Source organism: Pseudomonas sp. Irchel 3A5 (assembly GCF_900187575.1).
Lineage (GTDB): Bacteria > Pseudomonadota > Gammaproteobacteria > Pseudomonadales > Pseudomonadaceae > Aquipseudomonas > Aquipseudomonas folii.
This window is the reverse complement of the sequence record NZ_FYDU01000007.1, coordinates 178,238-202,142: the sequence shown is the minus strand read 5'-3', so window position 1 is coordinate 202,142 and position 23,905 is coordinate 178,238. Positions and strand designations below refer to the sequence as shown.

Below are 23,905 nucleotides of genomic sequence, written 5' to 3'. Positions count from 1 at the left end.
CATTTTTATAATCAGCGCTTTTCGACACTCACAAAACTGCGCTGCTCAACGCCGACATACTCGGCGCTGGGTCGGATGATGCGGTTGTTGGCACGTTGTTCGAACACATGCGCAGCCCAGCCTGTCAGGCGTGAGCACACGAAAATCGGCGTGAACAGCTTGGTCGGGATGCCCATGAAGTGGTACGCCGAGGCATGGTAGAAGTCGGCGTTGGGGAACAGTTTTTTCTGCTCCCACATGGTTTTGTCGATGGCTTCGGACACTGGGTACAACACGGTATCGCCCGCTTCATCGGCGAGCTTTTTCGCCCAGCCCTTGATGACTTCGTTGCGCGGGTCCGACTCTTTATAGATCGCGTGGCCAAAGCCCATGATCTTGTCTTTGCGCTCCAGCATACCCAAGGTGCCTTTAATAGCGTCTTCGGCAGAATCAAAACGCTGGATCATCTCCATGGCCGCTTCATTGGCGCCGCCGTGCAATGGACCGCGCAAGGTGCCAATTGCAGCCGTGATGCACGAGAACAGATCGGACAGGGTCGACGCACAGACCCGCGCCGTGAAGGTCGACGCATTGAATTCATGCTCTGCATAGAGGATCAGCGAAACATCCATGACCTTGCGATGCAGCTCGCTGGGTTTCTTGTCCAGCAGCAGATGCAGGAAATGCGCGCCGATGGAATCCTCGTCGGTCACGCAATCAATCCGTTTCCCGTCATGACTGAAGCGATACCAGTAACACATGATCGCCGGGAAGGCTGCGAGCAAGCGGTCGGTTGAATCGCGCTGCTGCTCGAAGCTGGTTTCAGGTTCCAGCGTGCCGAGCATCGACGCACCGGTACGCATCACGTCCATTGGGTGGGTATCAGCAGGTATCCGTTCGAGCACTTCTTTCAAAGCTTGCGGCAGATCCCGGAGCTTTTTCAGTTTCGCGAGATAGCCGTCCAGTTGCGTCTGGGTCGGCAGCTCGCCGTAAAGCAGCAGGTAGGCGACTTCTTCAAAGCGAGCCTCGGCAGCCAGTTCTTTTACGTCATAGCCACGGTACGTCAAACCGGCACCGGTCTGGCCAACGGTAGACAAGGCAGTCTGCCCGGCAACCTGACCACGCAGGCCCGCGCCGCTTAATACTTTTGCTTCAGCCATTGCTCTCTCCAATGTTGGATTTTTTAGGGATTTGGCAATTCGTTGAGAACTCAGTGCTCCCGGTAGGAGCTAACTTGTTGGCTCCTACCGGGTCGTCGTGCGCCTCACCCCTTCTTCTGCGCAAACAGCGCATCCAGCTTCTGTTCGAAGGTGTGGTAATCAATCGCGTCGTAAAGCTCCATTCGGGTCTGCATGGTGTCGACCACGTTCTTCTGGCTGCCATCACGGCGAATCGCGCCGTAGACGTTTTCCGCCGCCTTGTTCATGGCGCGGAATGCCGATAAAGGATAGAGCACCAGTGAAACATCAGCGCCGCGCAACTCGTCCACGGTGAACAGTGGCGTGGCACCAAACTCGGTGATATTGGCAAGAATCGGCGCTTTGACCCGCGAAGCAAACAGCTTGTACATGTCCAGCTCGGTGATGGCTTCGGGGAAGACCATATCGGCTCCCGCTTCGATGCACGCGGCTGCACGCTCAAGGGCCGACTCAATCCCTTCCACCGCCAGCGCATCAGTGCGCGCCATAATCACAAAACTGTCATCGGTGCGGGCATCCACGGCCGCTTTGATGCGGTCGACCATTTCCTGCTGGGTCACGATTTCTTTATTAGGGCGATGGCCGCAGCGCTTGGCACCCACCTGATCTTCGATATGAATCGCGGCTGCGCCGAACTTGATCATCGAGCGCACAGTCCGCGCCACGTTAAAGGCCGACGATCCAAAACCCGTATCCACGTCTACCAGCAAAGGCAAATCGCAGACATCGGTGATACGGCGTACGTCGGTAAGTACGTCATCAAGACCAGTGATGCCCAGATCAGGAATCCCCAGCGAACCCGCCGCCACCCCGCCACCCGACAGGTAGATAGCCTTGAACCCGGCGCGCTTGGCCAGCAACGCATGATTGGCATTAATCGCGCCGACCACTTGCAGCGGATGTTCGCTGGCGACCGCATCACGAAAACGTTGGCCTGGAGTGGTTTTATTGGAATTCATTATTCACCTCGGGTTGGGGCAGGCTGTTTCAGGGAACACTGCTCTAAATAATGCCGCTCGATATTGCGTTTGGAGGCGCCGATGTGGCGACGCATCAACAGTTCGGCCAGTTCGCCGTCACGGTCGGCGATGGCATCGAGAATGCGATGGTGTTCGGCAAATGCCTGACGGGGACGATTGGGCGTCGCAGAGAACTGGATGCGGTACATGCGCACCAGTTGATACAGATCGCCGCAGAGCATTTGCGTCAGGGTTTTATTGCCGCTGCCCTGGATGATCCGATAGTGGAAATCGAAATCCCCTTCCTGCTGGTAATAACCGACGCCAGCCTGAAACGCGGCATCACGCTCGTGGGTTTCAAGCACCCGGCGCAAGTCATCGATTTCTTCGGCGGTCATGCGCTCGGCCGCCAGACGGCAGGCCATGCCTTCCAGGGATTCGCGAATCTCGTACAGCTCGATCAATTCGGCATGACTGAGGGAAACCACACGAGCGCCCACATGGGGCACCCGAACCAGCAAGCGTTGCCCCTCTAGACGATGAATTGCCTCACGCAAAGGGCCACGACTGATGCCGTATGTGCGCGCCAGCTCGGGCTCGGAAATCTTGCTCCCGGGAGCGATTTCACCTTTGATGATGGCGGACTGAATGCGACGAAAAACGTTTTCGGAAAGGGTTTCCGAATCATCTGTCACTGGAGCAGCGCTTTCGGCTGATTCCAACATTGTCGACACCGGTAGGATTATTTTGGCTAAAACTAGCTTTCAAATACATTTTAGTCAAAGCATTAATCAAGACTGTCGACAATAGTCCAATATACGATCTTATGTGGGAGCAGAGCTTGCTCGCGATAAGACTGGACGCTATCTAAAGTAATCGCATGTAGCCTTATCGCGGGCAAGCCCGGCTCCCACAGGATCATCGCAGTGAGCGAGACGCACCTTCATGCTAGAATGCCGCCCCAACTGATCGTCAGCAATAGCACTGCGCCAGCCAATAAATGACTTAAGAGCGATGTCCGGATGACCGCTCTCAACGTGCCAGGATTTATGACACTCAAAGCCCTTCCCGCCCTGCTCTGCCTTCTTCTGCTATCAATCAACGGCATGGCAGCCGACAAGACCGTTTATGGTCTGAACGAATACGCTCAGCTCAACGATATCGACCTGCAGGTTGCCGCCAAACTCGACACCGGCGCCAAGACTGCTTCACTGAGCGCTCGGGACATCAAACATTTCAAACGCAATGGCGAGACCTGGGTGCGCTTCTATCTGGCGATCGATGACGCCCATGCGCACCCCATTGAGCGGCCACTGGCAAGGGTCAGCAAGATCAAACGACGTGCCGATGATTACGACGCCGATGAAGAAAAAAAGTACACGGCGCGCCCGGTCATCAGCCTTGATGTGTGCATGGGTGCATCTTTACGCACCATCGAAGTGAACTTGACGGACAGAAGTGCTTTCCAATATCCGCTTTTGATCGGCTCCGAGGCTCTAAAACGCTTTGATGCGCTGGTCGACCCAAGCCTTAAGTACGCAGCGGGCAAGCCTGGCTGTGAAATTACTGCTCAAACCACCGAGTAAACCCATGCGTTCTTTGACTTTGCATCTGAAAATCCTGATCGGCGTCCTGGTGACCCTGGGAATAGCGATCACGGCTTATCAGATTCTGGCGCTCGGCATCCCGATGACTGAGGATGAAACCGACGACCTGTGGAATATCGACGCCAAAGTCGAATTCGTTGCCAACAACAATAAGGATTCGGTGAAGGTGCAGATGTTCGTGCCGCCGCTGGCGCGGGACTTCATCAGCCTCAACGAAAGCTTCATTTCCAATAACTACGGCGTCAGCGTCAACCGGGTCGATGGCAATCGCAAAGTCACCTGGTCGGCACGTCGCGCAACCGGCAATCAGACCCTGTACTACCGCCTGGTGCTGACCAAGCGTTATAGCGGCGAAAGGCTGAAGACCAAAGGGCCGATCTTCCGCGACAGCATCCCGGTCGAAGGCCCGGAGAAGATTGCCGCCGAAGCGCTGCTCGCGCCAATCCGCCAGCACTCGGCCGACGTCGAGACCTTCATCACTGAAGCCATCAAGCGGGTCAACAATCTGAAAGATGACAACGTCAAGCTGCTGCTGGCAGGTGATACCTCCAGCACCAACAAGGCGCGCATTACCGAATTGCTGCTGTCCATTGCCCATGTGCCAATGGAGAAGGTCCACACGATTCGCCTCGTAGCCGACCAGCCGCAAAGCCCTGAACTCTGGCTGCGCAGTTTCAATGGCAAGGACTGGTTGTATTTCAACCCGGACACCGGTGAAAAAGGCCTGCCTGATGACCGCTTGCTATGGTGGACGGGCGACGAGAACCTGATCACGGTCGAGGGCGGCAAAAAAGCCCTGGTCACGTTCAGCCTCAACAACAGCGAGATGAACGCGATTCGGCTCGCACAGCTGACCGATGCCAGCACTGACGCCGACTTCCTTGAATATTCGTTGTATGGCCTGCCGCTGGAAACCCAGCAGACCTTCATGATCATGGTCATGATTCCGATCGGTGTGCTGGTCATTCTGGTCCTGCGTAACCTGATTGGCCTGCAGACGCTTGGGACGTTTACCCCGGTGCTGATCGCCCTGGCCTTCAGGGAAACCCAGCTCGGCTTCGGCATCATTCTGTTCACGGTTATAACTGCGCTCGGCCTTTCGTTACGCTCTTATCTGGAACATTTGAAGCTGCAAATGCTGCCCCGCCTGTCGGTGGTGCTGACGTTCGTGGTGGTGCTGATTGCTGCCATCAGCGTCCTCAGTCACAAACTGGGTCTGGAGCGCGGCCTTTCAGTGGCGCTATTCCCGATGGTGATTCTGACCATGACCATTGAACGCCTGTCGATCACCTGGGAGGAGCGTGGCGGTGGTCATGCCATGAAAGTCGCCATCGGCACGCTGTTCGCGGCCTCACTGGCGCACATCATCATGAGCGTGCCAGCGCTGATCTACTTCGTCTTCACCTTCCCAGCAGTGCTGCTGATTCTGGTGGGCTTCATGCTGGCCATGGGTCGCTATCGCGGTTACCGCCTGACTGAACTGGTCCGCTTCAAGGCCTTCCTGAAGGAAGAAGCCAAGCAAGAAGAAGCCAAATGATCGGCTGGTGGAAGACCTGGAAGGCGCTGGAAGCCCGGGGCATCATGGGCATCAACCGGCGTAACGCCGATTACGTGCTCAAATACAACAAGCGCAGCCTGTACCCGATTGTCGATGACAAGATCATCACCAAGGAGCGGGCGATCGCAGCGGGCATCAATGTGCCCGAGATGTACGGGGTAATTTCTACCGAGAAGGAAATCGACAAGCTCGACGAGATCATCGGTGGTCGCAGTGATTTCGTGATCAAGCCCGCTCAGGGCGCTGGCGGCGATGGCATCCTGGTGATCGCCGATCGTTTCGAGGGTCGCTATCGTACGGTTTCCGGGCGCATCGTCAGTCATTCGGAGATCGAGCATCAGGTGTCGAGCATCCTTACCGGGCTCTATTCCCTGGGCGGCCACCGGGACCGGGCACTGATCGAATACCGCGTCACCCCGGATCAGATTTTCAAAAGCATCAGCTACGAGGGCGTGCCGGACATTCGCATCATTGTCCTGATGGGCTACCCGGTCATGGCCATGCTGCGCCTGCCCACCCGGCAGTCCGGCGGCAAGGCCAACCTGCATCAGGGCGCGATTGGTGTCGGTGTCGACCTGGCCACCGGCATTACCCTGCGCGGCACCTGGCTGAATAACATCATCACCAAACACCCGGACACCACCAATGCGGTGGATGGCGTTCAATTGCCCAACTGGGACGGTTTCATGAAACTCGCCGCAGAGTGCTATGAGCTGTGTGGCCTGGGTTACATCGGCGTCGACATGGTGCTCGATCAGGAGCATGGCCCGTTGATTCTCGAACTCAACGCCCGCCCCGGTCTGAATATCCAGATTGCCAACGATTGCGGCCTGACTCACCGGACCCAGGCGGTTGAAGCGCGACTTGAGCAATTGGCACTCAATGGCGAACAGGAAACGCCTGAACAACGAGTGCAGTTCGTTCAGGAGTTGTTCGGTCACGTACAGGCGTCCTGAGCACAGGACCACTGCGCCCACTGACAATCCAATTCCGACACGCCACTAGGAGCGATGCCGACGGAAGACTACAATCCCCGTCCCGCGCTCCGAACTGACATCCCTCGAATGCCTGACTGTTTACTTTATTCGCTGCCTTACCGCGCCGACCCAGCGGATTATTTCCAACGCATCCGCCAGGCCCCGGGCGCCATTCTGCTGGACAGCGGCCGACCGGCTGCCGAGCGTGGCCGCTTCGACCTGCTCAGTGCATGGCCCGTGCAGACATTCCTGCCGGACAGCGCAGAAACCGGCAGCGGATTTTTCCAGCGCTTGCGTGATGGCTTGAACGCCCTGGGTCACGCGCAGTTGCCCACCGACTGTGAGCTGCCGTTCGCAGGCGGTTTGATCGGCTACATCAGCTACGACTTCGGGCGCCGCCTCGAAACACAATCCGGCGCTGCGCTTGATGACCTGCAACTTCCCGATGCGCGACTGGGGCTCTACGCCTGGGCGTTAATCAGCGATCATCAGCAGCAGACCAGCCAGCTCGTGTTTCACCCCTCGCTGGCCGAAACCGAGCGCCAGAGGCTGATTGCGCTGTTCAGCAGCACCCAGGCACCCGACTCAAGTGTCTTCGCCCTGGACGGCCAGTTTGCGCCGTCGATCAGCGCCAGTGCTTACCGCGAAGCCTTTGACCGTATCCAGTCCTACATCCATGCGGGTGACTGCTATCAGGTCAATCTGACTCAACGCTTTCAGGCCCGTTACGAAGGCGACCCTTGGGCGGCTTTTTGCGCGTTGCGGCAGGCCTGCCCTACCCCGTTTTCCGGTTATCAGGCCCTGCCGGATGGTGATGCTGTGCTGAGCCTTTCGCCGGAACGCTTCGTCAAGGTCAGCCAGAGCCACGTTGAAACCCGCCCCATCAAGGGCACACGGCCGCGAGGCAAAAACATCGCCGAAGACCAGGCCTATGCGCAGGAATTGATATCCAGCACCAAGGACCGTGCGGAAAACCTGATGATCGTCGATCTGCTACGCAATGATCTGGGGCGCAGTTGCCGGATTGGCTCAGTGAAAGTACCGGAACTGTTCAGCCTCGAAAGCTACCCCAACGTGCACCATCTGGTGAGCAGCGTAGTGGGTGAACTGGCGAATGATCACGATGCTCTGGATTTGATCGCAGGCAGTTTTCCGGGTGGATCCATTACCGGCGCGCCAAAAATTCGCGCCATGCAGATCATCGATGAACTGGAACCGACCCGCCGCGGCCTGTACTGCGGCTCGCTGCTGTATCTCGACGTGCGTGGCGAGATGGACAGCTCCATCGCGATCCGCAGCCTGCTCGCCAAGGATGGCAAGATCTCCTGCTGGGCAGGCGGCGGGATTGTTGCAGACTCCGACTGCGAGGCCGAGTATCAGGAGTCGTTCACCAAGGTGCGGGTTTTGCTGGATACGCTGGAAAAAACGACGCCTCGCTGATCCTGTAGGAGCTGCCGAAGGCTGCGATGGCCATATGTCAGGATGAATGCTTCGCAGCCTTCGGCAGCTCCTACAAAAATGCATCTAGACGCGCCAATCGCGATTTGACGCCTCGATGGATTCTCTCCTCAACACCGTGTACGTCACGATGACCGGCCAATCCCTCGGAAGATTTTGTTAACATTCGCGTCATTACGAGCGCCTAAGCGCCATATTTAGGAAACCGCCTGATGAGCACACCCTTCGATGTCGCCGAGCTTGCCGCGACCTACGCCAACAAGTCGGCACAAGACATCCTCAAACTGGCCTTCCAGCATTTCGGTGACGAGCTGTGGATTTCGTTCAGCGGCGCCGAGGATGTGGTGCTGGTGGACATGGCCTGGAAACTGAACAAGAACGTCAAAGTATTCAGTCTGGACACCGGTCGCCTGCATCCGGAAACCTATCGCTTCATCGAACAGGTCCGTGAGCACTACAAGATCGATATCGAGATCATGACTCCGGATCAGCAAAAGCTCGAACCTTTCGTCAAAGAGAAGGGTTTATTCAGCTTTTACCGAGACGGTCACGGCGAATGCTGCGGCGTGCGCAAGATCGAACCGCTGCGCCGCAAGCTGTCGGGCGTGAAAGCCTGGGCCACCGGCCAGCGTCGCGACCAGAGCCCCGGCACTCGCAGCCAGGTGGCGGCCCTGGAAATTGACAGCGCGTTCTCCACCCCGGAGCGCACCCTGTACAAGTTCAACCCGTTGGCACAGATGAGCAGCGAGGAAATCTGGGGCTATATCCGCATGCTGGAGCTGCCGTACAACAGCCTGCACGAGCGCGGGTTCATCAGTATCGGCTGCGAGCCCTGCACGCGCCCGGTACTGCCGAACCAGCACGAGCGTGAAGGTCGCTGGTGGTGGGAAGAAGCGACGCAGAAGGAATGCGGGCTGCACTCGGGGAATCTGATCGCGAAGGTGTGATACCAACCTTTAGCTCGCGACGCTCCACAGATCAATTCCCTGTGGGAGTGGCACCTCTGCTACACCGCGCGCTGTCGCCAGCGAACATAGATCTGTAGGAGCGCACGAGCAACGCGAGGCCGCGATAGCTGTGTGTCAGCCAGGGCGCCATCGCTGCCTCGCTGTGCTCGTGAGCGCCTACAGATAACTACTGCCTGAACGACAATCAATGCACCGGCAGTTCAACCCCGTCAAACAGCTCTTCCAGTTCCTGTTTGTTATGGCATTGAATCGCCTTGGCCATCACTTCGCGAGTCAGGTGCGGCGCGAACTTCTCGATGAAGTCACACATGAAACCGCGCAGGAAAGTGCCGCGACGGAAGCCGATCTTGGTCACGCTTGACTCAAACAGATCGCTTGCATCGAGCATCACCAGATCGCTGTCCAGCTTGGTGTCGACAGCCATTTTCGCAACGATGCCAACACCCAGCCCCAGACGTACATAAGTCTTGATGACGTCGGCGTCGGCTGCGGTGAACACGACTTTTGGTGTCAGGCCGCGATGGCTGAACGCTTCATCCAGCTTGGAGCGCCCCGTGAAGCCGAACACGTAAGTCACGATCGGATATTCAGCCAGCACTTCCAGGGTCAGCTTCGGTACTTTGGTCAGCGGGTGACCATGAGGCACTACCACACACCTGTTCCAGCGGTAGCACGGCATCATCACCAGATCACCGAACAACTCCAGTGCTTCAGTCGCGATGGCGAAATCGACCGTGCCGTCCGCAGCCATTTCGGCGATCTGCATGGGCGACCCCTGATGCATGTGCAGCGACACGTCGGGGTATTGCTTGATGAAGTTGCTGATCACCGGTGGCAGTGCATAACGTGCCTGGGTGTGAGTCGTCGCAATGGACAGCGTGCCTTTCTTCTCATTGGAGAATTCCTGGGCAATCTGCTTGATGCTTTCAACCTTGCGCAGGATCTCACCGGCGGTGGTGATAATGCGTTCGCCGGCCGGAGTGACACGGGTCAGATGCTTGCCACTGCGAGCGAAAACTTCCACGCCCAGCTCATCTTCGAGCAAGCGGATCTGCTTGCTGATACCTGGCTGAGAGGTGTAAAGGCTCTGAGCCGTCGCTGAAACGTTGAGGTCGTGGTGCGCCACTTCCCAGATGTAGCGCAGTTGTTGAAGCTTCATATGAATCCCTCAAAGCAGGAAGACGCCAAGGGCATCAGCGACGGTATATAACTGGATTAATGGTAGGAACGACAAAGCTAGAACTTTTTATCATCTTTGCGCGATAAAGGCACGCTCGATTTTATTCGACCCGCCCATTCGATCTGCGCACGCTTTGAGTACAACCCGGCACCATATACACCGGCACCTGCGAAAGCTGCAGAACCCGTGCCGCAGTACGACCTATCGGCGTGGTGGGCTCTGCCCCACGGCTATGGCTGCCGACAATAACCAGATCAACCTTGAGCTCGTCAGCCTGCCCCAGAATCACATCGCACGGATCGCCCTGAACCACCCGCACCGTGCTGATCAGCGCCAGATCCTGATGATCCTCGCCTAACTCTTCACGAAAACCATCAAGCACTCGCTGCTCGATACCTTCCATGACTGAACTCAATCCCTGACTGCGCAGATCCTTCAACGCGTCCTCATCCAGATAACTCTGCAGTACCGATTCGGCAAACGACCCGATAGGCTCCACCACATGCACCACATAGAGGTCGGCATTGAATGTTCGAGCCAGTGCCAGCGCGTGCTGCATAACATAGGGCGCGTACAGACCGAGGTCTGTGGCATAAAGCATCGAGCGAATCATGTACGACCTCCCGGACAGCCAGAATGGCGGAGATGGAATCAGCTTAGCAGCGCCCTCAGGAGTGTGGCGGCAATTACCTGCGAGCCCTGGAGGTAGTAGCTTTCAACTCATTGCTGATACAAGGGAAACGCAGATAAATACTCAAGGCAATTCATCTGACTTCGTACCCAAAGCCTGCGCCAGAGACTGTCGAATCCCGGTCAGGGTCAGGGGCGAACGCAACCCGCCATAAAACAGCCCATCCCGAACCACAAACAATGCCGGTAGATGAAATACCTCGTATCGCGCAACCGCCCCGCCGTTTTCCTCGGCATCGATCCAGCAGATACGATCCAGCCCCAGATCAAGTGTCGGAAGCAGCTCTCGGGCATATCGGCAACTGCTGCAACCGACGCTGGTGAATATCAGAAGCGAAGTGCCGGGAAGTGCCAATAACTGATGATCAATATCAAAGTCGGTCAATTCAAGCTCGTTCAATTACTGCCTCCCACAATCTGTCACTCACTATCCCTGCCCCTGCAGGTGCTTGCAAATCAGCCCGCCGGGCGCACGACGCTCGATAAAGCGGCGTTTGCCCATTGTATCGGCAAGGCCTAACGCGCTAAGGTTCGGTCCCCCGTTTCGCTCAATCATGCCTGGCTTCGCCCCACGGGGTTCGTTGGCGGCCGGCATACGCGACCTGATGAGTAGCACGATGGCTGATTTACCGATTGACGACCTCAACGTTTCCTCCAACGAGACACTGATCACACCGGATCAGCTCAAGCGCGAAATCCCGCTCACCGCCGCCGCACTGAAGACAGTGAGCAAGGGCCGTGAAGTGGTCCGCGACATTCTCGATGGTAAGGATCACCGCCTGTTCATCGTGATCGGGCCATGCTCGATCCATGACATCAAGGCCGCACACGAATACGCCGAACGCCTCAAGGCGCTGGCCGCCGAGGTTTCCGACACGCTGTATCTGGTGATGCGCGTCTACTTCGAGAAGCCGCGCACCACCGTGGGCTGGAAAGGTCTGATCAACGATCCGTACCTGGACGACTCATTCAAGATTCAGGACGGCCTGCATATCGGCCGCCAGTTGCTGCTGGACCTGGCTGAAATGGGCCTGCCCACAGCCACCGAAGCGCTGGACCCGATCTCCCCGCAGTACCTGCAGGACCTGATCAGCTGGTCGGCCATCGGCGCACGGACCACTGAATCCCAGACACACCGGGAGATGGCATCAGGCCTGTCCTCGGCCGTGGGCTTCAAGAATGGCACCGACGGCGGCCTGACAGTGGCAATCAATGCCCTGCAATCGGTTTCCAGCCCACACCGTTTCCTGGGGATCAACCAGGAAGGTGGCGTGTCCATCGTGACCACCAAAGGCAATGCCTATGGCCACGTGGTGCTACGCGGCGGCAACGGCAAGCCCAACTATGATTCGGTCAGCGTTGCACTGTGTGAGCAGGCGCTGAACAAGGCGAAGATCAAACCGAACATCATGGTGGATTGCAGCCACGCCAATTCCAACAAAGACCCTGCCCTGCAGCCGCTGGTCATGGAAAACGTCGCCAACCAGATTCTGGAAGGCAACCAGTCGATCATTGGCCTGATGGTCGAAAGTCATCTGAACTGGGGCTGTCAGGCGATTCCCAAGGATTTGTCCGAGCTGCAATACGGCGTGTCCGTCACCGATGCCTGCATCGACTGGGAAAGCACCGAAAAAACCTTGCGCAGCATGCACGCCAAGCTCAAGGACGTACTGCCGAAACGCCAACGCGGCTGATCAGCAGCAGAAACGAAAACGCCGAGCATATGCTCGGCGTTTTTCTTGGTGCTATCGGGTTACAACTCTGTCGGGGATACCGACTGAACCCCGACTCAGATCTTTGCCGCCTGACGCTGATTGCGCTCCATGTAGCGCTCTACATAAGAGCATGACGGGATGACCGTATACCCGATGCTGTCGGCGTAATCGAGCGCCTGTTCGGTCAGTGCAGCAGCAATGCCTCGACCACGCAGGGCATTGGGGACGAAAGTCCGATAGATATCCAGAGTCTGCTTACCCAAGTCCATATAGGTCAGGTAGGCACGGTGACCGTCGATGTTGATTTCAAACTGGTGACCGGTCTCATCATGGTGGATGGACAGCGCCTCGCTCATCACTACTCCTCGCGGGTCTTGGAATTTGACCCCTACCTTACCGATGTTTTTCCGGCGAAGGAACATCTACGCCACCCTGTGCCTGTTTTGGACACCGAGAAGAGCTTTGCTGATCCCAACAAAAGAGCACCTGCAAATAGTAGGCGTCATTGGGGAATATGCTCAAGCGTATCAACCGCAAAAAGCCGCGACCGAACATCTGATTGAGCAGAGCGTTGAACTGAACATTGCCGGAGCTTGTCGATTGAGACGTCGAGCTGAATTGAAAGTCACCTCGACGCAAGCTAAACAGATGCATGTTCCCCCTATACCTGCGGTCGTGAACAGTGGTTGGCAAGGTGAACATTTCTCGTCTTGCCAGTGTTGATCTGCGACTCGCAAGCCCTTGGGCATAAGGGTTACGTGAGACATGTGCAGCGGTTGGATATTTTTTATACAAAACACGTGGACAGTAAGGTTGATCACTTTCAAAGCGCACAAAATGTCGGGCTTCTTGCGCTTCGTCAGTTTACTTACTACAAACAGTGGGTACTATGTACGCCGGTCATTTTCTCATTTTCGAGAGATGACTAATTTGAAAAAAGTCCTTGAAGGGGAACACAATGAACAATGCTCTGAAATTCTCTGCTCTGGCTCTGGCAGCAGTTCTGGCTACCGGTTGCAGCAGCGTATCCAAAGAAACCGAAGCTCGTCTGACCGCTACTGAAGACGCAGCTGCTCGTTCGCAAGCTCGCGCTGACGAAGCTTATCGCAAAGCTGACGAAGCTCTGGCTGCTGCTCAAAAAGCTCAGCAAACTGCTGACGAAGCCAACGAGCGCGCTCTGCGTATGTTGGACAAGGCTAGCCGCAAGTAATAATCCCTTCGGGATTGTTGTTGCAAGAAAGCCGATCTGGTTATCCGGGTCGGCTTTTTTATTGGCTGGGAATTGGGGTTTGGGGTTTGTTTGCACATATCCGTTATTGGGGCGCGGCTGAGATTGGTTGCGCTTTTACAGCGCCTCACTTTTGAAAGGAGCCCAAAAGTAAGCAAAAGGCTCTTGCCCCACCACTAGGTGCCTCGCCTAGGCTCGGCATACCCGTAATCCGACATTGCTGCGTGGGGCCGCTGCCACCGGCCATCCATGGCCTGAGGCAGCTAAACCGGCATCCCTGCCGGTTTGCCCCACACAGCAATGTCGAATTCCGGCCGACGTGGTTTAACGGGGCGCTTAAGATCAAAAACAGATCAAAAACAGATCAAAAACAGAACGAAAACGACGGAAGCGACTCGGACCGGTAGGAGCGAACTTGTTCGCGAGACGTCAGCACAGCCAACACATACACAATCTGACACACCGCTTCGCAGCCTTCGGCAGCTCCTACAGAAGCCCGGAAAGTTCACAAATCAGGTCGGCTGTCAGGCCGCCGCGCTTTTGATTTTGATCTGAGGCGCCCCGTTAAACCACGCTGGCCGAACGCAGTTCTGAAGCCGTGGGTAACCCGGCAGGACGCCGGGTTAGCAGCATTGGGCCATGGATGGCCCGTTGCGGCGACCCACGGTTACAGATCTGCGGGCGGGCATGCCGAGCCTAGGCGAGGCACCAAGTGGTGGGGCAAGAGCCTTTTGGTTACTTTTGGGCTCTTTTCAAAAGTGACGCGCTGTAAAAGCGCAACCAATATCAGCAATACCCCCAAAAGCGGATATGTACGCAAAACAACTTCATAAAAGAACCATCACTGCAACGGAACCGAATCCTGAACACTGGCAGCCACCGCAGCACCCGGCACCGCGATTTCGACCGGCATACCATCCTCAGCCGCAACCACGTCACGAACCAGATCCCAATTCATGCGCAGGTTATTCGCCAGGTCTTCGCGCTTGAGCAACGCATTGATTACTGCGGTGTGCTTATCGACCACCGAAGGGTTGCCATTGTCATCCACTGGCGTATGTGCCTCCAGATAAACCTTGCCACCGCTGACACCAAACTTGTAAGGCTCGGCAATGATCCGCACGGTAGTGCCCACCGGGGCCATATCGGCCAGCTCCAGCACGTTGTTGTTGTACATGCGGAAACAACCGTGACTGGTGCGCATGCCAATACCGAACTTCTTGTTCGAACCGTGAATCAGGTAACCGGACATTCCCAGGCCAAACTTGAAAGGCCCCAGAGGATTATCCGGACCAGCAGGCACCACGTTTGGCAGTGGATCACCATCGGCAGCGTGCTCGGCACGGATCGACGCCGGTGGCGTCCAGGTCGGATTTGGCGTTTTGGCGATCACCTTGGTGACACCAATTGGCGAGCCCCACCCTTCCCGACCGATACCCAGCGGATAGGTGTGAACCACATTCTGCCCTTTCGGGTAGTAATACATGCGGTACTCGGAAAGGTTGATCACGATACCTTCGCGCGGGCCCGGTGGCAGCACGAATCGGGTCGGCAGCACGATCTGCGTACCAGCGCCCGGCAACCATGGGTCGACGCCAGGGTTGGCGGCGATCATTTCCAGATAACCCAGATCGTACTTCGTGCCCAGGTCGGCGAAAGTATCTTCGTATCGGGCCGTTACGGTCTGTACCTGGCCGATGATGTCTTCACCCGGCGGCGGCAAGGGGAATTCCAAAGCGGAAACGGAGCCTGCCGCACACAGTGCAGCAAGCGACAGGCAGCGGGTAACGGCTGGAATGCGCGACAACATCCGGGAAATCCTTGGGCAATACGGCGGGTAGTAAAGTAGCGAATTGTACACCCAGACCTGACGGACCGGGAGTCAACCCGCAATTTACTCCATGAAGCGTAATTCAGGCCAGATCGGCCGGTTGCCACTTTTTTGCGCTTCGACGATGGCACGGCACAGCGAGCACAACCGCTCGTCACGAAAAACCTCTCTCGCCACCACTGACCAGCGCGGCTGTGCGGGCAACAAAGTGCCACACAGCGTGCGATCAACGGTCCCGCCAAGCTCCAGTTGGCGGGCCACCAGATGCACTTTGACTTCCTGACACGCGAACAGATCGAGCTGCTCATCGGGCTCGATCATTTGGTAGGCATACAGGGACCAGGCAGGACGTGGCATGGAGGGCTCCAGATTGGGGGCGCCACCTTAGCCGAAAGCCCCCGCGTAGAAAAGCCTCAAAGCAGCGGTTTTAGCGTCGGCCAGACATTTTCCAGCAACTTTTGCTGAGCATTGGCCGCCGGATGCAAGCCATCCGCCTGCATCAGCTCGGGAACACCGCCCACCCCCTCGAGAAAGAACGGCACCAGTGGCACTTTTTTCTCGGCGGCCAGATTGGTGTAGACCTCCTTGAACGCGTTGGTGTAACGCGGACCGTAGTTCGGCGGGATCTGCATACCCAGCAAAAGTACCTTGGCGCCAGCATCCCGCGAGCCGTCAATCATTGATGCAAGGTTTTGTTGCAATTGAGTTGGCTGCTGACCACGCAAGCCATCATTGCCCCCCAACTCCAGGATCACCAGTTCCGGCTTATGCTCTGCAAGCAGCGCAGGCAGCCGCGCCCGTCCTCCGGCACTGGTATCGCCACTGATAGAGGCATTGATCACTTTGTCGGTGAAACCCTCCTGCTTCATGCGCTGTTCAAGCAAGGCAACCCAGCCAATGCGGGTATCCAGGCCGAAAGCCGCGCTGATACTATCCCCAACGATCAATACTGTGCCCGCCGCTGCGGCTTGTGACAGCAACAGCAAACCCAGGCCAGCACTTAAAAACCACGCACGCATCGGATTCTCCATGAGTGAAAGTATTCTCAGTGCTCTGAGCCTCAACAAAGTGGTCCCCAGCACCGAAGGTGACCTGACCATCCTGCACGAACTCTCACTGGAACTAAACAAGGGCGACAGTCTGGCCATCGTTGGCGCGTCAGGTTCTGGTAAGTCAACGCTGCTCGGCCTGCTGGCCGGTCTCGATCTGCCCAGCTCCGGAGCAGTGATTCTCGCAGGCCGCAACCTGAGTGAGCTGGACGAAGACCAGCGCGCCCGGGTTCGCGCCGAACATGTGGGTTTTGTATTCCAGTCATTCCAGTTGCTCGACAGCCTCAATGCACTGGAAAACGTCATGCTGCCTATGGAGCTGGAAGGTCGCAAGGATGCGCGCGAGCAGGCCAGAGTTCTGCTTGAGCGCGTCGGGCTGGGCAAACGCCTGACCCACACGCCGCGCCAACTGTCGGGAGGTGAGCAACAACGGGTTGCCATTGCCCGTGCATTCGCGGCAGATCCGTCCGTACTGTTCGCCGACGAGCCCACAGGTAACCTGGACAGCCAGACCGGTGAGCGCATCAGCGACCTGCTGTTCGATTTAAACAAGGAACGCGGTACGACGCTGGTACTGGTCACCCACGACGAACGTCTGGCACATCGCTGCCGTCGCCTGATCCGTCTTGAAGGTGGCCGTCTGGTCGCCCCATTGGAGCCTTGATGGTACGCCTGCCGTTTTCGCGCCTGCTCACCCTCGCCACTCGCCAACTGCTGCGCGATGCCCGCGCCGGTGAACTGCGAGTCCTGTTCTTTGCCTTGCTGGTAGCCGTAGCCGCCAGCACCGCCATCGGTTATTTCGGCGCCCGCCTCAATGGCGCGATGCTGCTGCGCGCCACCGAGTTTCTTGGTGCTGATCTGGTCGTGGAAGGTTCAAGCCCGGCCAGGCCTGAGCAAATTCAGGCGGGCGAAGCACTCAAGCTCAAGCATGCACAAATCGTCGTGTTTTCCACGGTCATCGCCACCGATGCCGGGATTCAGCTTTCGAGCATTAAAGCCGTCGACGGCGTTTACCCGCTACGCGGTGAACTGAAAAGCGCTGCCGACCTGTATCAGCCTGAAGAAGTCAGCCGCGGCCCGAAACCCGGTGAAGCCTGGGCTGAGTCGCGATTGTTACCGGCAGTGGACCTCAAAGTGGGTGACGACATCGACGTTGGCTCCAAAACACTCAAGCTGACCCGGGTGCTGACCTATGAACCTGATCGTGCAGGCAACTTCTACAGCCTGACACCTCGGGTCATGATCAACATGACTGATCTGCAAGCCACCGGTGTTGTGCAACCGGGCAGCCGCGTCAGTTATCGGGACATGTGGACCGGCCCGCCTGAAGCGTTGGCCGCCTATCGCAAGGCCATCGAACCGGGCATGGAGCCGCATCAGGAAATCAAGGACGCCCGCGACGGTAGTCAACAGATCGGTGGCGCGCTGGGCAAGGCCGAACGATATCTGAATATGGCCAGTCTGGTTGCGGTGTTGCTGGCCGGTGTCGCCGTTGCACTGTCGGCGGCACGTTTCGCCGTGCGCCGATTCGACGCCAGCGCACTGATGCGCTGCCTGGGTCTCTCCCGAAATGAAGCGCTGGTGCTGTTCAGCCTGCAACTGGCCATGCTTGGCCTGCTTGCCGCATTGAGCGGTGCATTGCTGGGCTGGCTGGCGCAACTGGCGCTGTTCGCTCTGCTGCATAATCTTCTGCCCGCAACAGTACCTCCCGGTGGCGTGATGCCTGCTCTCGCAGGTATCGGCACCGGGCTGGTTGCGCTGGCCGGGTTTGCTCTGCCACCGCTTGCAGCCCTGGGTCGCGTACCGCCGCTTCGTGTGCTGCGCCGTGACATGCTGCCCATTCCGGCCAGCTCATGGCTGGTGTACGGCGCCGCCTTGCTTGCTCTGGGGTTGATCATGTGGCGGTTGAGCCTGGATCTGGTACTGACTTTTGCATTGCTCGGCGGTGGTGTGATCGCAGCAGTGGTACTTGGCGGCTTGCTGTTGCTGGCCCTGAAAAGCCTGCGTCGCCTGCTCGCCCGCGCGTCGCTGCCGTGGCGCCTGGGCTTGGGTCAATTGCTGCGATATCCCATGGCTGCTGCCGGGCAATCGCTGGCATTCGGCTTGATTCTGTTGTCCATGGGTTTGATCGCGTTACTGCGCGGCGAACTGCTGGACACCTGGCAAAACCAGTTGCCCAAAGACGCGCCGAACTACTTCGTGCTCAACGTGCTGCCGGATCAGAAAGACGCCTTCAGCCAGCAGATCAGCAAACTGTCACCTCACGCCGCACCACTCTATCCAGTGGTGCCCGGTCGCCTTTTGAACATCAACGACAAGCCGGTGAGCGACTTCGTGACGAAGGACTCTCGCGGGGAAAACGCTACACGCCGCGACCTGAATCTGACATGGTCGGCAAACATGCCGGAAGGCAACACCCTGACCGCAGGCAACTGGTGGCCAGCCAACGGCGAAACCAGTGCAACTCCCGGGGTTTCGGTAGAGGCCAAGCTGGCTGACAGCCTGCAGATCAAACTGGGCGACCGCTTGAACTTCATGATCGGCGGGATGAGTCGTGATGCAGTGGTCACCAGCCTGCGGGACGTTAACTGGGACACCTTCCAGCCAAACTTCTTCATCATCTTTCAGCCCGGCACTTTGCAGGATCTGCCCACCACCTACATGACCAGCTTCTATCTGCCTGCTGGCAACGACAAGCAGATCGTCGAGCTGTCGCGCACCTTCCCGGCCATCAGTATTCTGGGCGTCGAAGCGTTACTGGAGCAGGTACGCAGCATTCTGGATCAAGTCACGCTGGCGGTGCAGTTCGTGCTGCTGTTCGTCCTGGCTGCGGGCATTGCCGTGCTGTTTTCCGGCTTGCAAGCGACCCTTGATGAGCGCATTCGCCAAGGTGCTCTGGTGCGGGCTCTAGGTGCGGAGCGGGCGTTACTGATCAAGGCGCGACGCATCGAGTTTGGCCTGCTGGGCGCCGTCAGCGGCTTGCTGGCTGCACTGGGTTGCGAATTGGTGACATTCGCCTTGTACCGCTACGCATTCAACCTCGACTGGGCGCCTCATGCCTGGCTGCTGCTGTTGCCTGTCATCGGCGCTTTGCTGGTAGGTGGCGCGGGCGTATTCGGTACCCGTCGAGCGTTGAATGTGAGCCCGCTGACGGTGCTGCGCGATGGCTGATAGACTTCGCGCCCTTGTTCCCTACAACGACAATCCATGAGCCGCTATCGCCCTCCCCGCACCGCTGGCACCGCGCTGATCACCCCTGAGGGTGAAGCGCGGATGCGAGCCGAACTCCATGAGCTTTGGCACGTCCGCCGCCCGCAAGTCACGCAGTCGGTGAGCGAAGCAGCAGCTCAGGGAGATCGTTCGGAGAACGCCGAGTACACCTACGGCAAAAAAATGCTGCGCGAAATCGACAGTCGCGTGCGCTTCCTTACCAAGCGACTTGAAAGCCTCAAAGTCGTCGACGCGCACCCCAGCGATATCAACAAAGTCTACTTCGGCGCTTGGGTGACCATTGAGTACGAAGATGGCAAAGAGTCGCGCTACCGGATCGTCGGCCCTGACGAACTGGACCTGAAACTGAACCTGATCAGCATCGACTCCCCCTTGGCCCGCGCCCTGATCGGCAAAGCGCTGGATGCCGAAGTGAAGGTTCAGACCCCGACCGGTGAGCAGCTCTGCTATATCGTAGCGATTGATTACCTCTGATAGAGCAGGTCAGCCTTCTGACACCGCGCCGTCGCACAGCAAACACAGCCCCTGTAGGAGTGAGCTTGCTCGCGATTCGTTTTTTTGGCCAATGAATTTCCCGCCTTAACTGCCGCTATCGCGAGCAAGCTCACTCCTACAGAACCTCATTTAGAATCATATAGTTATGTTTATTTGATAGGAGTTGCAGCCCTCAACACCGAGTAATCAACCCCTGCCGGGCAATGCGCGTCAGATCACGCACCACTTCTTCCACGCGTTCGGCAGAAGGCGCCTGAACCACCGCCAGGTCGAACTGGTCATCCTTGAAGTTGGCCAGTGACTGTTGCGGATCGACAAACTGGATCAGAAATGCGTGAGGACCGCCGTTGCGACGTGGACGGCCGTCCAGAAAGCGCAACAGGGTTGGCTGGTGTGAACCGCAGAGCAGGATTTTCGGGTTGCGACGGGAAAACTGGGTGGCAATCGGGGAAATACGGACGACAGGATGGTTCATGATGTTTTGACTCAGCCTCAAATGCTCCGCTGGGCAGCGGTGAGAGGCAACACCGAACCAACGCTTTAGCGGTATTTCGAAGCCCCTGAGGACTTCTATCGATAAGCTTCATGCTCATCTGGCGCCCCGCAAGTAGTTGTTAAATCGGCGCATGGGCAGCATCGTAGAGAAGCCGCCCGCTGATTGTCAATTGCCAGTAACGCGCTTCTTATTTGTTCCCAATAAAAAAGACCCGCACCAGGCGGGCCTTTCAGGCGTTACATCTATCAGTAACGTTGATCAGTTACCAATGGCGCGATCAATGGACAACTTGCCCGCCCCTTCAATCAACACGGCGACTACACCGCCCAGCAGCGCCAGCGCGAACTCATAACCATTGTTGGCCATGAACAAGCCGTTGTGGATGTGTACCGAGAAGATCGCCACGACCAATGTAGCTGCCAGTACCAGCGCCGCAGGACGGGCCAGCAAACCGACTACCAGACCCAGACCGCCGAAGAACTCTGCGCTGCCGGACAGCAGCGCCATCAGATAACCCGGTGTCAGACCCAGGCTCGCCATGTACTGGCCGGTGCCTTCCAGACCGTACCCACCGAAAGCGCCGAACAGTTTCTGGCTGCCATGGGCAACAAAGATGATACCGACCAGAATCCGTACAACAGTCAGGCCGTAACCAGCGCGGGTAGTGAAAAGCGATTTGATCCGAGTGTTCATGTGAGGCGTTCCGTGAATGAAGTTGATGGCGCCATATTAATCGGATCAGCCAATGTAGCAATCGCAAAAAACTCGGCATCACTATCTATTTTCTCGATCATTTCCTCACGACAGCTTTGCCGGACGGAGCGCTTTCCAGTGAATCCCGCTCACGATCAAACGCAAGGTAGTACTTGTTCACACTGTTGACGTAACTCACCACGCCCATGCCGGCCTGATCCATGGCAACCCGCTCAGTCTGGAAGAACCACTGATCAGGGTTGAGCCCTCGTCGTTTGGCTTCCTTGCGCATGCCTTGCACGCGCTCTGGGCCGAGGTTGTAGGCCGCCAGGGTAAACGCCATGCGTTCACGCTCGTTGAATCGGGAACTGGCGAAAAACTTGCGGCGGATCAACGCCAGGTACTTCGCCCCGGCCTGCACATTGCTATCGGTAGACTGAATGTTGCCCACGCCGACCCGCTTGGCGGCGGACGGCGTGATCTGCAACAACCCGGTAGCGCCGCCGCTGCCCTGCGCCTGTGGCTCAAGCCCTGATTCCTTGAAAGCCAGTGCTGCCAGATTCAACCAGTCCATGCCTTGAGCGTCCGCATGGCGTTGCAAGGTCGGCCGTAACTCCTCAAGACGCTGCCGATCAGCCCTGGCCAACGGGTTGTGGACTTTGTAGAGATTTTTGTAGGCCTTCTGGAACGCCAGGTCCTGATTGGCTGGCGGTTTGTAGCTCTTGAGAAAGCCATCAATGGTAGCGCGCAGCACGGTTGCGTCCTGCCGCACAAACCAGTTCATGTCGCTGTTGGTGCTTAGGGTCAACGAACGATCCACACGCAATTTGGGCATGACTTTGGCCCACCGCTCGGCGATAGGCTGCTCGACCACCGTGAGGTGGTAGATCCCGGCCTGAACCATCTCCAGTACGTCCTCCACCGCCAGGCTTGGATCGACCCACTCGATTTTCACCGGGGGCAGCTTGCGCAGAGCCAGTCGCTGATTCAGCAGATGCACGGCCTCATCGGCAGCACTGCCCGCGGACAAACTCAGGGTTCGTCCAGAGAGCTGTTCGATATGTTTGAAGCTGCGCGCCCCTCTGACACCCACCACAACCAACGGCACATGACGGATGATCGGCTCACTGGCCTGAATGCCTCTGGCTTCCCGCGTGTCGAGCAGCTCGCCAGGGGCAACCAGATCCCCCTCACCCCGCTGCAACGCGATGAGTAACTGGTTTTTGGCTTTGGGCATGATTTTGAAGGTGACTTGCTGACCATCACGGGAATGGCTATTGATATATTTTTCAAAGGCCTGCAGTCGATGGTACTCGACGCCGATCTCCTCTCCCTTGGCATCCCCCGAGCTGTTGCGGCTCTGATTAACCAGCACGCGCAATACCTTGCTGCTGCGAATCGTCGGCAGATCGCGCACGACTGTTTTGTGCTCGGCAACTTGCGGCCCGGCCTGACGGGCACTGACCGAAAATGGCAACAGCAGCGACACAGAAACAATCAGGTAGAGGGAAGCTCGGATCATTAACTCTCCAGGGTAATGCCGTTCGAAAAACATGAAAAAAGAAGTGGGTGAAGCGTGTGCGATGACACGCGGGCCATCCGAATGCTACAAAAATGAATCAGAAGCGTCTCTCAAACGTCTGATTGTATTACCTTTTATTATTGAAGCCGTAGCTCTGATATCCTCAGTGGTCTCCGGCCAGAGGTAGCACCATGCAACTCATCGACATCGGCGTCAATCTGACAAACGCCAGCTTCGACTCCCAACGACAAGCGGTGCTTGATCGCGCCTATGCTGCGGGCGTCTGTCAGTTGCTGCTCACCGGCACCAGCGTCGAAGGCAGTGAGCAGGCCTTGAAGCTTTGCCATGAGCTCGACGAAAGCGCTTTGCGACTGTTCAGCACCGCAGGGATTCATCCTCATTCGGCGGTTGACTGGAACGCTGACAGCGAGCGCCAATTGCGCGCTCTGCTTCAGGAAGACCGGGTACGGGCCGTCGGCGAGTGCGGGCTGGATTTCAATCGCGACTTCTCTCCGCGCCCGCAACAGGAAAAAGTACTGGAAGCACATCTGGCACTGGCCGTGGAGCTGCAAATGCCAGTATTCCTCCACGAGCGCGATGCGAATCAGCGGCTGCTGGAAATCCTCCGGGATTATCGTGATCGTCTGGCTGCTGCCGTGGTGCACTGCTTCACCGGCGAACAGCGCGCGCTCTACAGCTATCTGGACCTGGACCTGCACATCGGCATCACCGGCTGGATCTGCGATGAGCGCCGCGGCGCCCACTTGCATCCACTGGTTCGCGATATTCCCCGTGGCCGATTGATGCTGGAAAGCGATGCACCCTACCTGCTGCCGCGCACCCTGCGGCCCAAGCCGAAGAACGGTCGCAACGAACCCGGCTTTCTGCCGGAAGTCCTGCGAGAAGTCGCGCAGCATCGCGGTGAGACACTCGAGGACCTGGCCAGCCACAGCAGCGCCACCGCAAGAGAGTTTTTCGCATTACCTCAAATACCTGTCGCCGCTCAGGATTAGGTTGATCCAGGTCAAGGGACGCTTTGTTAAGTAGGAGATGATGATGGCACCTTGCTG

24 protein-coding genes are annotated in these 23,905 nt (G+C 57.4%); 11 read left to right on the top strand and 13 right to left on the bottom strand.

Features of this window, described 5'->3' with window-relative positions; genetic code table 11:
• Positions 1-11: 11 nt before the first annotated feature.
• The 3 genes from prpC to CKW31_RS13605 all read right to left on the bottom strand — a co-directional run bounded on the left by prpC (position 12) and on the right by CKW31_RS13605 (position 2,862).
• On the bottom strand, positions 12-1,139 hold the full coding sequence (prpC, locus tag CKW31_RS13615; protein ID WP_095095641.1) for a 2-methylcitrate synthase: 1,128 nt from the start codon (positions 1,137-1,139) through the stop codon (positions 12-14).
• A 104-nt stretch (positions 1,140-1,243) separates the two neighbouring features.
• A complete protein-coding gene (gene prpB / locus CKW31_RS13610; RefSeq protein WP_095095638.1) occupies positions 1,244-2,137 on the bottom strand; it encodes a methylisocitrate lyase in 894 nt (297 codons plus the stop codon).
• Complete coding sequence (locus CKW31_RS13605; RefSeq protein WP_095095634.1) at positions 2,137-2,862, bottom strand: GntR family transcriptional regulator; 726 nt, start codon at positions 2,860-2,862, stop codon at positions 2,137-2,139. Before CKW31_RS13605 ends, prpB begins: the two co-directional genes overlap by 1 nt.
• A 324-nt stretch (positions 2,863-3,186) precedes the next feature.
• Between CKW31_RS13605 and CKW31_RS13600 the strand changes: the two genes are divergently transcribed.
• From CKW31_RS13600 to CKW31_RS13580, 5 genes are all read left to right on the top strand, one after another.
• Positions 3,187-3,723: an ATP-dependent zinc protease gene (locus CKW31_RS13600; protein WP_027902243.1), complete on the top strand. Its 537-nt coding sequence runs from the start codon at positions 3,187-3,189 to the stop codon at positions 3,721-3,723.
• A gap of 4 nt (positions 3,724-3,727) precedes the next feature.
• Positions 3,728-5,281, top strand: coding sequence for an inactive transglutaminase family protein (locus tag CKW31_RS13595; protein WP_095095631.1), 1,554 nt, complete (start codon positions 3,728-3,730; stop codon positions 5,279-5,281).
• The gene (locus CKW31_RS13590) at positions 5,281-6,258 is read left to right on the top strand and encodes an alpha-L-glutamate ligase-like protein (RefSeq protein WP_176469885.1); all 978 of its coding nucleotides are present in this window, start codon (positions 5,281-5,283) and stop codon (positions 6,256-6,258) included. The genes CKW31_RS13595 and CKW31_RS13590 overlap by 1 nt, the downstream gene beginning before the upstream one ends.
• A gap of 108 nt (positions 6,259-6,366) precedes the next feature.
• Entirely contained in the window at positions 6,367-7,719 is a 1,353-nt protein-coding gene (gene pabB, locus CKW31_RS13585; RefSeq protein WP_095095626.1) for an aminodeoxychorismate synthase component I, read from the top strand.
• 230 nt (positions 7,720-7,949) lie between these two features.
• Positions 7,950-8,684, top strand: coding sequence for a phosphoadenylyl-sulfate reductase (locus CKW31_RS13580; RefSeq protein WP_027902239.1), 735 nt, complete (start codon positions 7,950-7,952; stop codon positions 8,682-8,684).
• Between the two features lie 205 nt (positions 8,685-8,889).
• On the opposite strand, the gene cysB is transcribed toward CKW31_RS13580, so the two are convergent.
• The 3 genes from cysB to CKW31_RS13565 form a co-directional block, all read right to left on the bottom strand.
• Positions 8,890-9,864 carry an HTH-type transcriptional regulator CysB gene (gene cysB, locus CKW31_RS13575; RefSeq protein ID WP_087265080.1) on the bottom strand — a complete coding sequence of 325 codons (975 nt, stop codon included), beginning with the start codon at positions 9,862-9,864 and terminating at the stop codon, positions 8,890-8,892.
• Between the two features lie 121 nt (positions 9,865-9,985).
• A complete protein-coding gene (locus tag CKW31_RS13570; RefSeq protein ID WP_095095623.1) occupies positions 9,986-10,498 on the bottom strand; it encodes a universal stress protein in 513 nt (170 codons plus the stop codon).
• Positions 10,499-10,639: 141 nt separating this feature from the next.
• Positions 10,640-10,975: a co-chaperone YbbN gene (locus CKW31_RS13565; protein WP_095095620.1), complete on the bottom strand. Its 336-nt coding sequence runs from the start codon at positions 10,973-10,975 to the stop codon at positions 10,640-10,642.
• 217 nt (positions 10,976-11,192) lie between these two features.
• Here CKW31_RS13565 and CKW31_RS13560 point away from each other — a divergent pair, with 217 nt between their 5' ends.
• A complete protein-coding gene (locus CKW31_RS13560) occupies positions 11,193-12,269 on the top strand; it encodes a 3-deoxy-7-phosphoheptulonate synthase (protein ID WP_027902234.1) in 1,077 nt (358 codons plus the stop codon).
• 95 nt (positions 12,270-12,364) lie between these two features.
• Here CKW31_RS13560 and CKW31_RS13555 read toward each other — a convergent pair whose 3' ends face one another.
• Complete coding sequence (locus CKW31_RS13555; RefSeq protein WP_027902233.1) at positions 12,365-12,646, bottom strand: GNAT family N-acetyltransferase; 282 nt, start codon at positions 12,644-12,646, stop codon at positions 12,365-12,367.
• A gap of 602 nt (positions 12,647-13,248) precedes the next feature.
• On the opposite strand from CKW31_RS13555, the gene CKW31_RS13550 reads away from it, so the two are divergent.
• A complete protein-coding gene (locus CKW31_RS13550; protein WP_027902232.1) occupies positions 13,249-13,500 on the top strand; it encodes an Lpp/OprI family alanine-zipper lipoprotein in 252 nt (83 codons plus the stop codon).
• 859 nt (positions 13,501-14,359) lie between these two features.
• Here the strand turns inward: CKW31_RS13550 and CKW31_RS13535 are convergent.
• The 3 genes from CKW31_RS13535 to CKW31_RS13525 all read right to left on the bottom strand — a co-directional run bounded on the left by CKW31_RS13535 (position 14,360) and on the right by CKW31_RS13525 (position 16,368).
• The gene (locus CKW31_RS13535) at positions 14,360-15,328 is read right to left on the bottom strand and encodes a L,D-transpeptidase family protein (protein WP_095095613.1); all 969 of its coding nucleotides are present in this window, start codon (positions 15,326-15,328) and stop codon (positions 14,360-14,362) included.
• Positions 15,329-15,412: 84 nt separating this feature from the next.
• Entirely contained in the window at positions 15,413-15,706 is a 294-nt protein-coding gene (locus tag CKW31_RS13530; protein WP_027901747.1) for a hypothetical protein, read from the bottom strand.
• 56 nt (positions 15,707-15,762) lie between these two features.
• A complete protein-coding gene (locus tag CKW31_RS13525; protein WP_095095610.1) occupies positions 15,763-16,368 on the bottom strand; it encodes an arylesterase in 606 nt (201 codons plus the stop codon).
• 10 nt (positions 16,369-16,378) lie between these two features.
• Between CKW31_RS13525 and CKW31_RS13520 the strand changes: the two genes are divergently transcribed.
• From CKW31_RS13520 to greB, 3 genes are read left to right on the top strand one after another with little or no spacing between them, the layout of a single operon-like run.
• On the top strand, positions 16,379-17,062 hold the full coding sequence (locus CKW31_RS13520; protein WP_027901749.1) for an ABC transporter ATP-binding protein: 684 nt from the start codon (positions 16,379-16,381) through the stop codon (positions 17,060-17,062).
• Complete coding sequence (locus CKW31_RS13515; protein WP_095095607.1) at positions 17,062-19,569, top strand: ABC transporter permease; 2,508 nt, start codon at positions 17,062-17,064, stop codon at positions 19,567-19,569. Before CKW31_RS13520 ends, CKW31_RS13515 begins: the two co-directional genes overlap by 1 nt.
• 36 nt (positions 19,570-19,605) lie before the next feature.
• Entirely contained in the window at positions 19,606-20,103 is a 498-nt protein-coding gene (gene greB, locus CKW31_RS13510) for a transcription elongation factor GreB (protein WP_095095604.1), read from the top strand.
• A gap of 193 nt (positions 20,104-20,296) precedes the next feature.
• On the opposite strand, the gene CKW31_RS13505 is transcribed toward greB, so the two are convergent.
• The 3 genes from CKW31_RS13505 to CKW31_RS13495 all read right to left on the bottom strand — a co-directional run bounded on the left by CKW31_RS13505 (position 20,297) and on the right by CKW31_RS13495 (position 22,835).
• Positions 20,297-20,599, bottom strand: a complete 303-nt coding sequence (locus CKW31_RS13505; RefSeq protein ID WP_095095601.1) for a hypothetical protein — start codon at positions 20,597-20,599, stop codon at positions 20,297-20,299.
• A 279-nt stretch (positions 20,600-20,878) separates the two neighbouring features.
• Positions 20,879-21,313, bottom strand: coding sequence for a DoxX family protein (locus CKW31_RS13500; RefSeq protein WP_095095598.1), 435 nt, complete (start codon positions 21,311-21,313; stop codon positions 20,879-20,881).
• Between the two features lie 97 nt (positions 21,314-21,410).
• Positions 21,411-22,835 (bottom strand): transglycosylase SLT domain-containing protein, encoded by a 1,425-nt coding sequence (locus CKW31_RS13495; protein WP_095095595.1) that lies wholly within the window; start codon positions 22,833-22,835, stop codon positions 21,411-21,413.
• 191 nt (positions 22,836-23,026) lie between these two features.
• On the opposite strand from CKW31_RS13495, the gene CKW31_RS13490 reads away from it, so the two are divergent.
• Positions 23,027-23,848: a TatD family hydrolase gene (locus CKW31_RS13490; protein WP_095095592.1), complete on the top strand. Its 822-nt coding sequence runs from the start codon at positions 23,027-23,029 to the stop codon at positions 23,846-23,848.
• Positions 23,849-23,905 lie beyond the last annotated feature (57 nt).

Bases quoted from the DNA above. Each gene is read 5' to 3' on its own strand.
- CKW31_RS13505 (WP_095095601.1), bottom strand. From the start codon at position 20,599: ATGAACCATCCTGTCGTCCGTATTTCCCCGATTGCCACCCAGTTTTCC.
- CKW31_RS13580 (WP_027902239.1), top strand. From the start codon at position 7,950: ATGAGCACACCCTTCGATGTCGCCGAGCTTGCCGCGACCTACGCCAAC.
- cysB (WP_087265080.1), bottom strand. From the start codon at position 9,864: ATGAAGCTTCAACAACTGCGCTACATCTGGGAAGTGGCGCACCACGAC.
- CKW31_RS13555 (WP_027902233.1), bottom strand. From the start codon at position 12,646: ATGAGCGAGGCGCTGTCCATCCACCATGATGAGACCGGTCACCAGTTT.
- CKW31_RS13570 (WP_095095623.1), bottom strand. From the start codon at position 10,498: ATGATTCGCTCGATGCTTTATGCCACAGACCTCGGTCTGTACGCGCCC.
- CKW31_RS13560 (WP_027902234.1), top strand. From the start codon at position 11,193: ATGGCTGATTTACCGATTGACGACCTCAACGTTTCCTCCAACGAGACA.
- CKW31_RS13600 (WP_027902243.1), top strand. From the start codon at position 3,187: ATGACACTCAAAGCCCTTCCCGCCCTGCTCTGCCTTCTTCTGCTATCA.
- CKW31_RS13500 (WP_095095598.1), bottom strand. From the start codon at position 21,313: ATGAACACTCGGATCAAATCGCTTTTCACTACCCGCGCTGGTTACGGC.
- CKW31_RS13490 (WP_095095592.1), top strand. From the start codon at position 23,027: ATGCAACTCATCGACATCGGCGTCAATCTGACAAACGCCAGCTTCGAC.
- prpB (WP_095095638.1), bottom strand. From the start codon at position 2,137: ATGAATTCCAATAAAACCACTCCAGGCCAACGTTTTCGTGATGCGGTC.
- CKW31_RS13550 (WP_027902232.1), top strand. From the start codon at position 13,249: ATGAACAATGCTCTGAAATTCTCTGCTCTGGCTCTGGCAGCAGTTCTG.
- CKW31_RS13595 (WP_095095631.1), top strand. From the start codon at position 3,728: ATGCGTTCTTTGACTTTGCATCTGAAAATCCTGATCGGCGTCCTGGTG.
- pabB (WP_095095626.1), top strand. From the start codon at position 6,367: ATGCCTGACTGTTTACTTTATTCGCTGCCTTACCGCGCCGACCCAGCG.
- CKW31_RS13525 (WP_095095610.1), bottom strand. From the start codon at position 16,368: ATGCGTGCGTGGTTTTTAAGTGCTGGCCTGGGTTTGCTGTTGCTGTCA.
- CKW31_RS13535 (WP_095095613.1), bottom strand. From the start codon at position 15,328: ATGTTGTCGCGCATTCCAGCCGTTACCCGCTGCCTGTCGCTTGCTGCA.
- prpC (WP_095095641.1), bottom strand. From the start codon at position 1,139: ATGGCTGAAGCAAAAGTATTAAGCGGCGCGGGCCTGCGTGGTCAGGTT.
- CKW31_RS13605 (WP_095095634.1), bottom strand. From the start codon at position 2,862: ATGTTGGAATCAGCCGAAAGCGCTGCTCCAGTGACAGATGATTCGGAA.
- CKW31_RS13520 (WP_027901749.1), top strand. From the start codon at position 16,379: ATGAGTGAAAGTATTCTCAGTGCTCTGAGCCTCAACAAAGTGGTCCCC.
- CKW31_RS13530 (WP_027901747.1), bottom strand. From the start codon at position 15,706: ATGCCACGTCCTGCCTGGTCCCTGTATGCCTACCAAATGATCGAGCCC.
- CKW31_RS13495 (WP_095095595.1), bottom strand. From the start codon at position 22,835: ATGATCCGAGCTTCCCTCTACCTGATTGTTTCTGTGTCGCTGCTGTTG.
- greB (WP_095095604.1), top strand. From the start codon at position 19,606: ATGAGCCGCTATCGCCCTCCCCGCACCGCTGGCACCGCGCTGATCACC.
- CKW31_RS13515 (WP_095095607.1), top strand. From the start codon at position 17,062: ATGGTACGCCTGCCGTTTTCGCGCCTGCTCACCCTCGCCACTCGCCAA.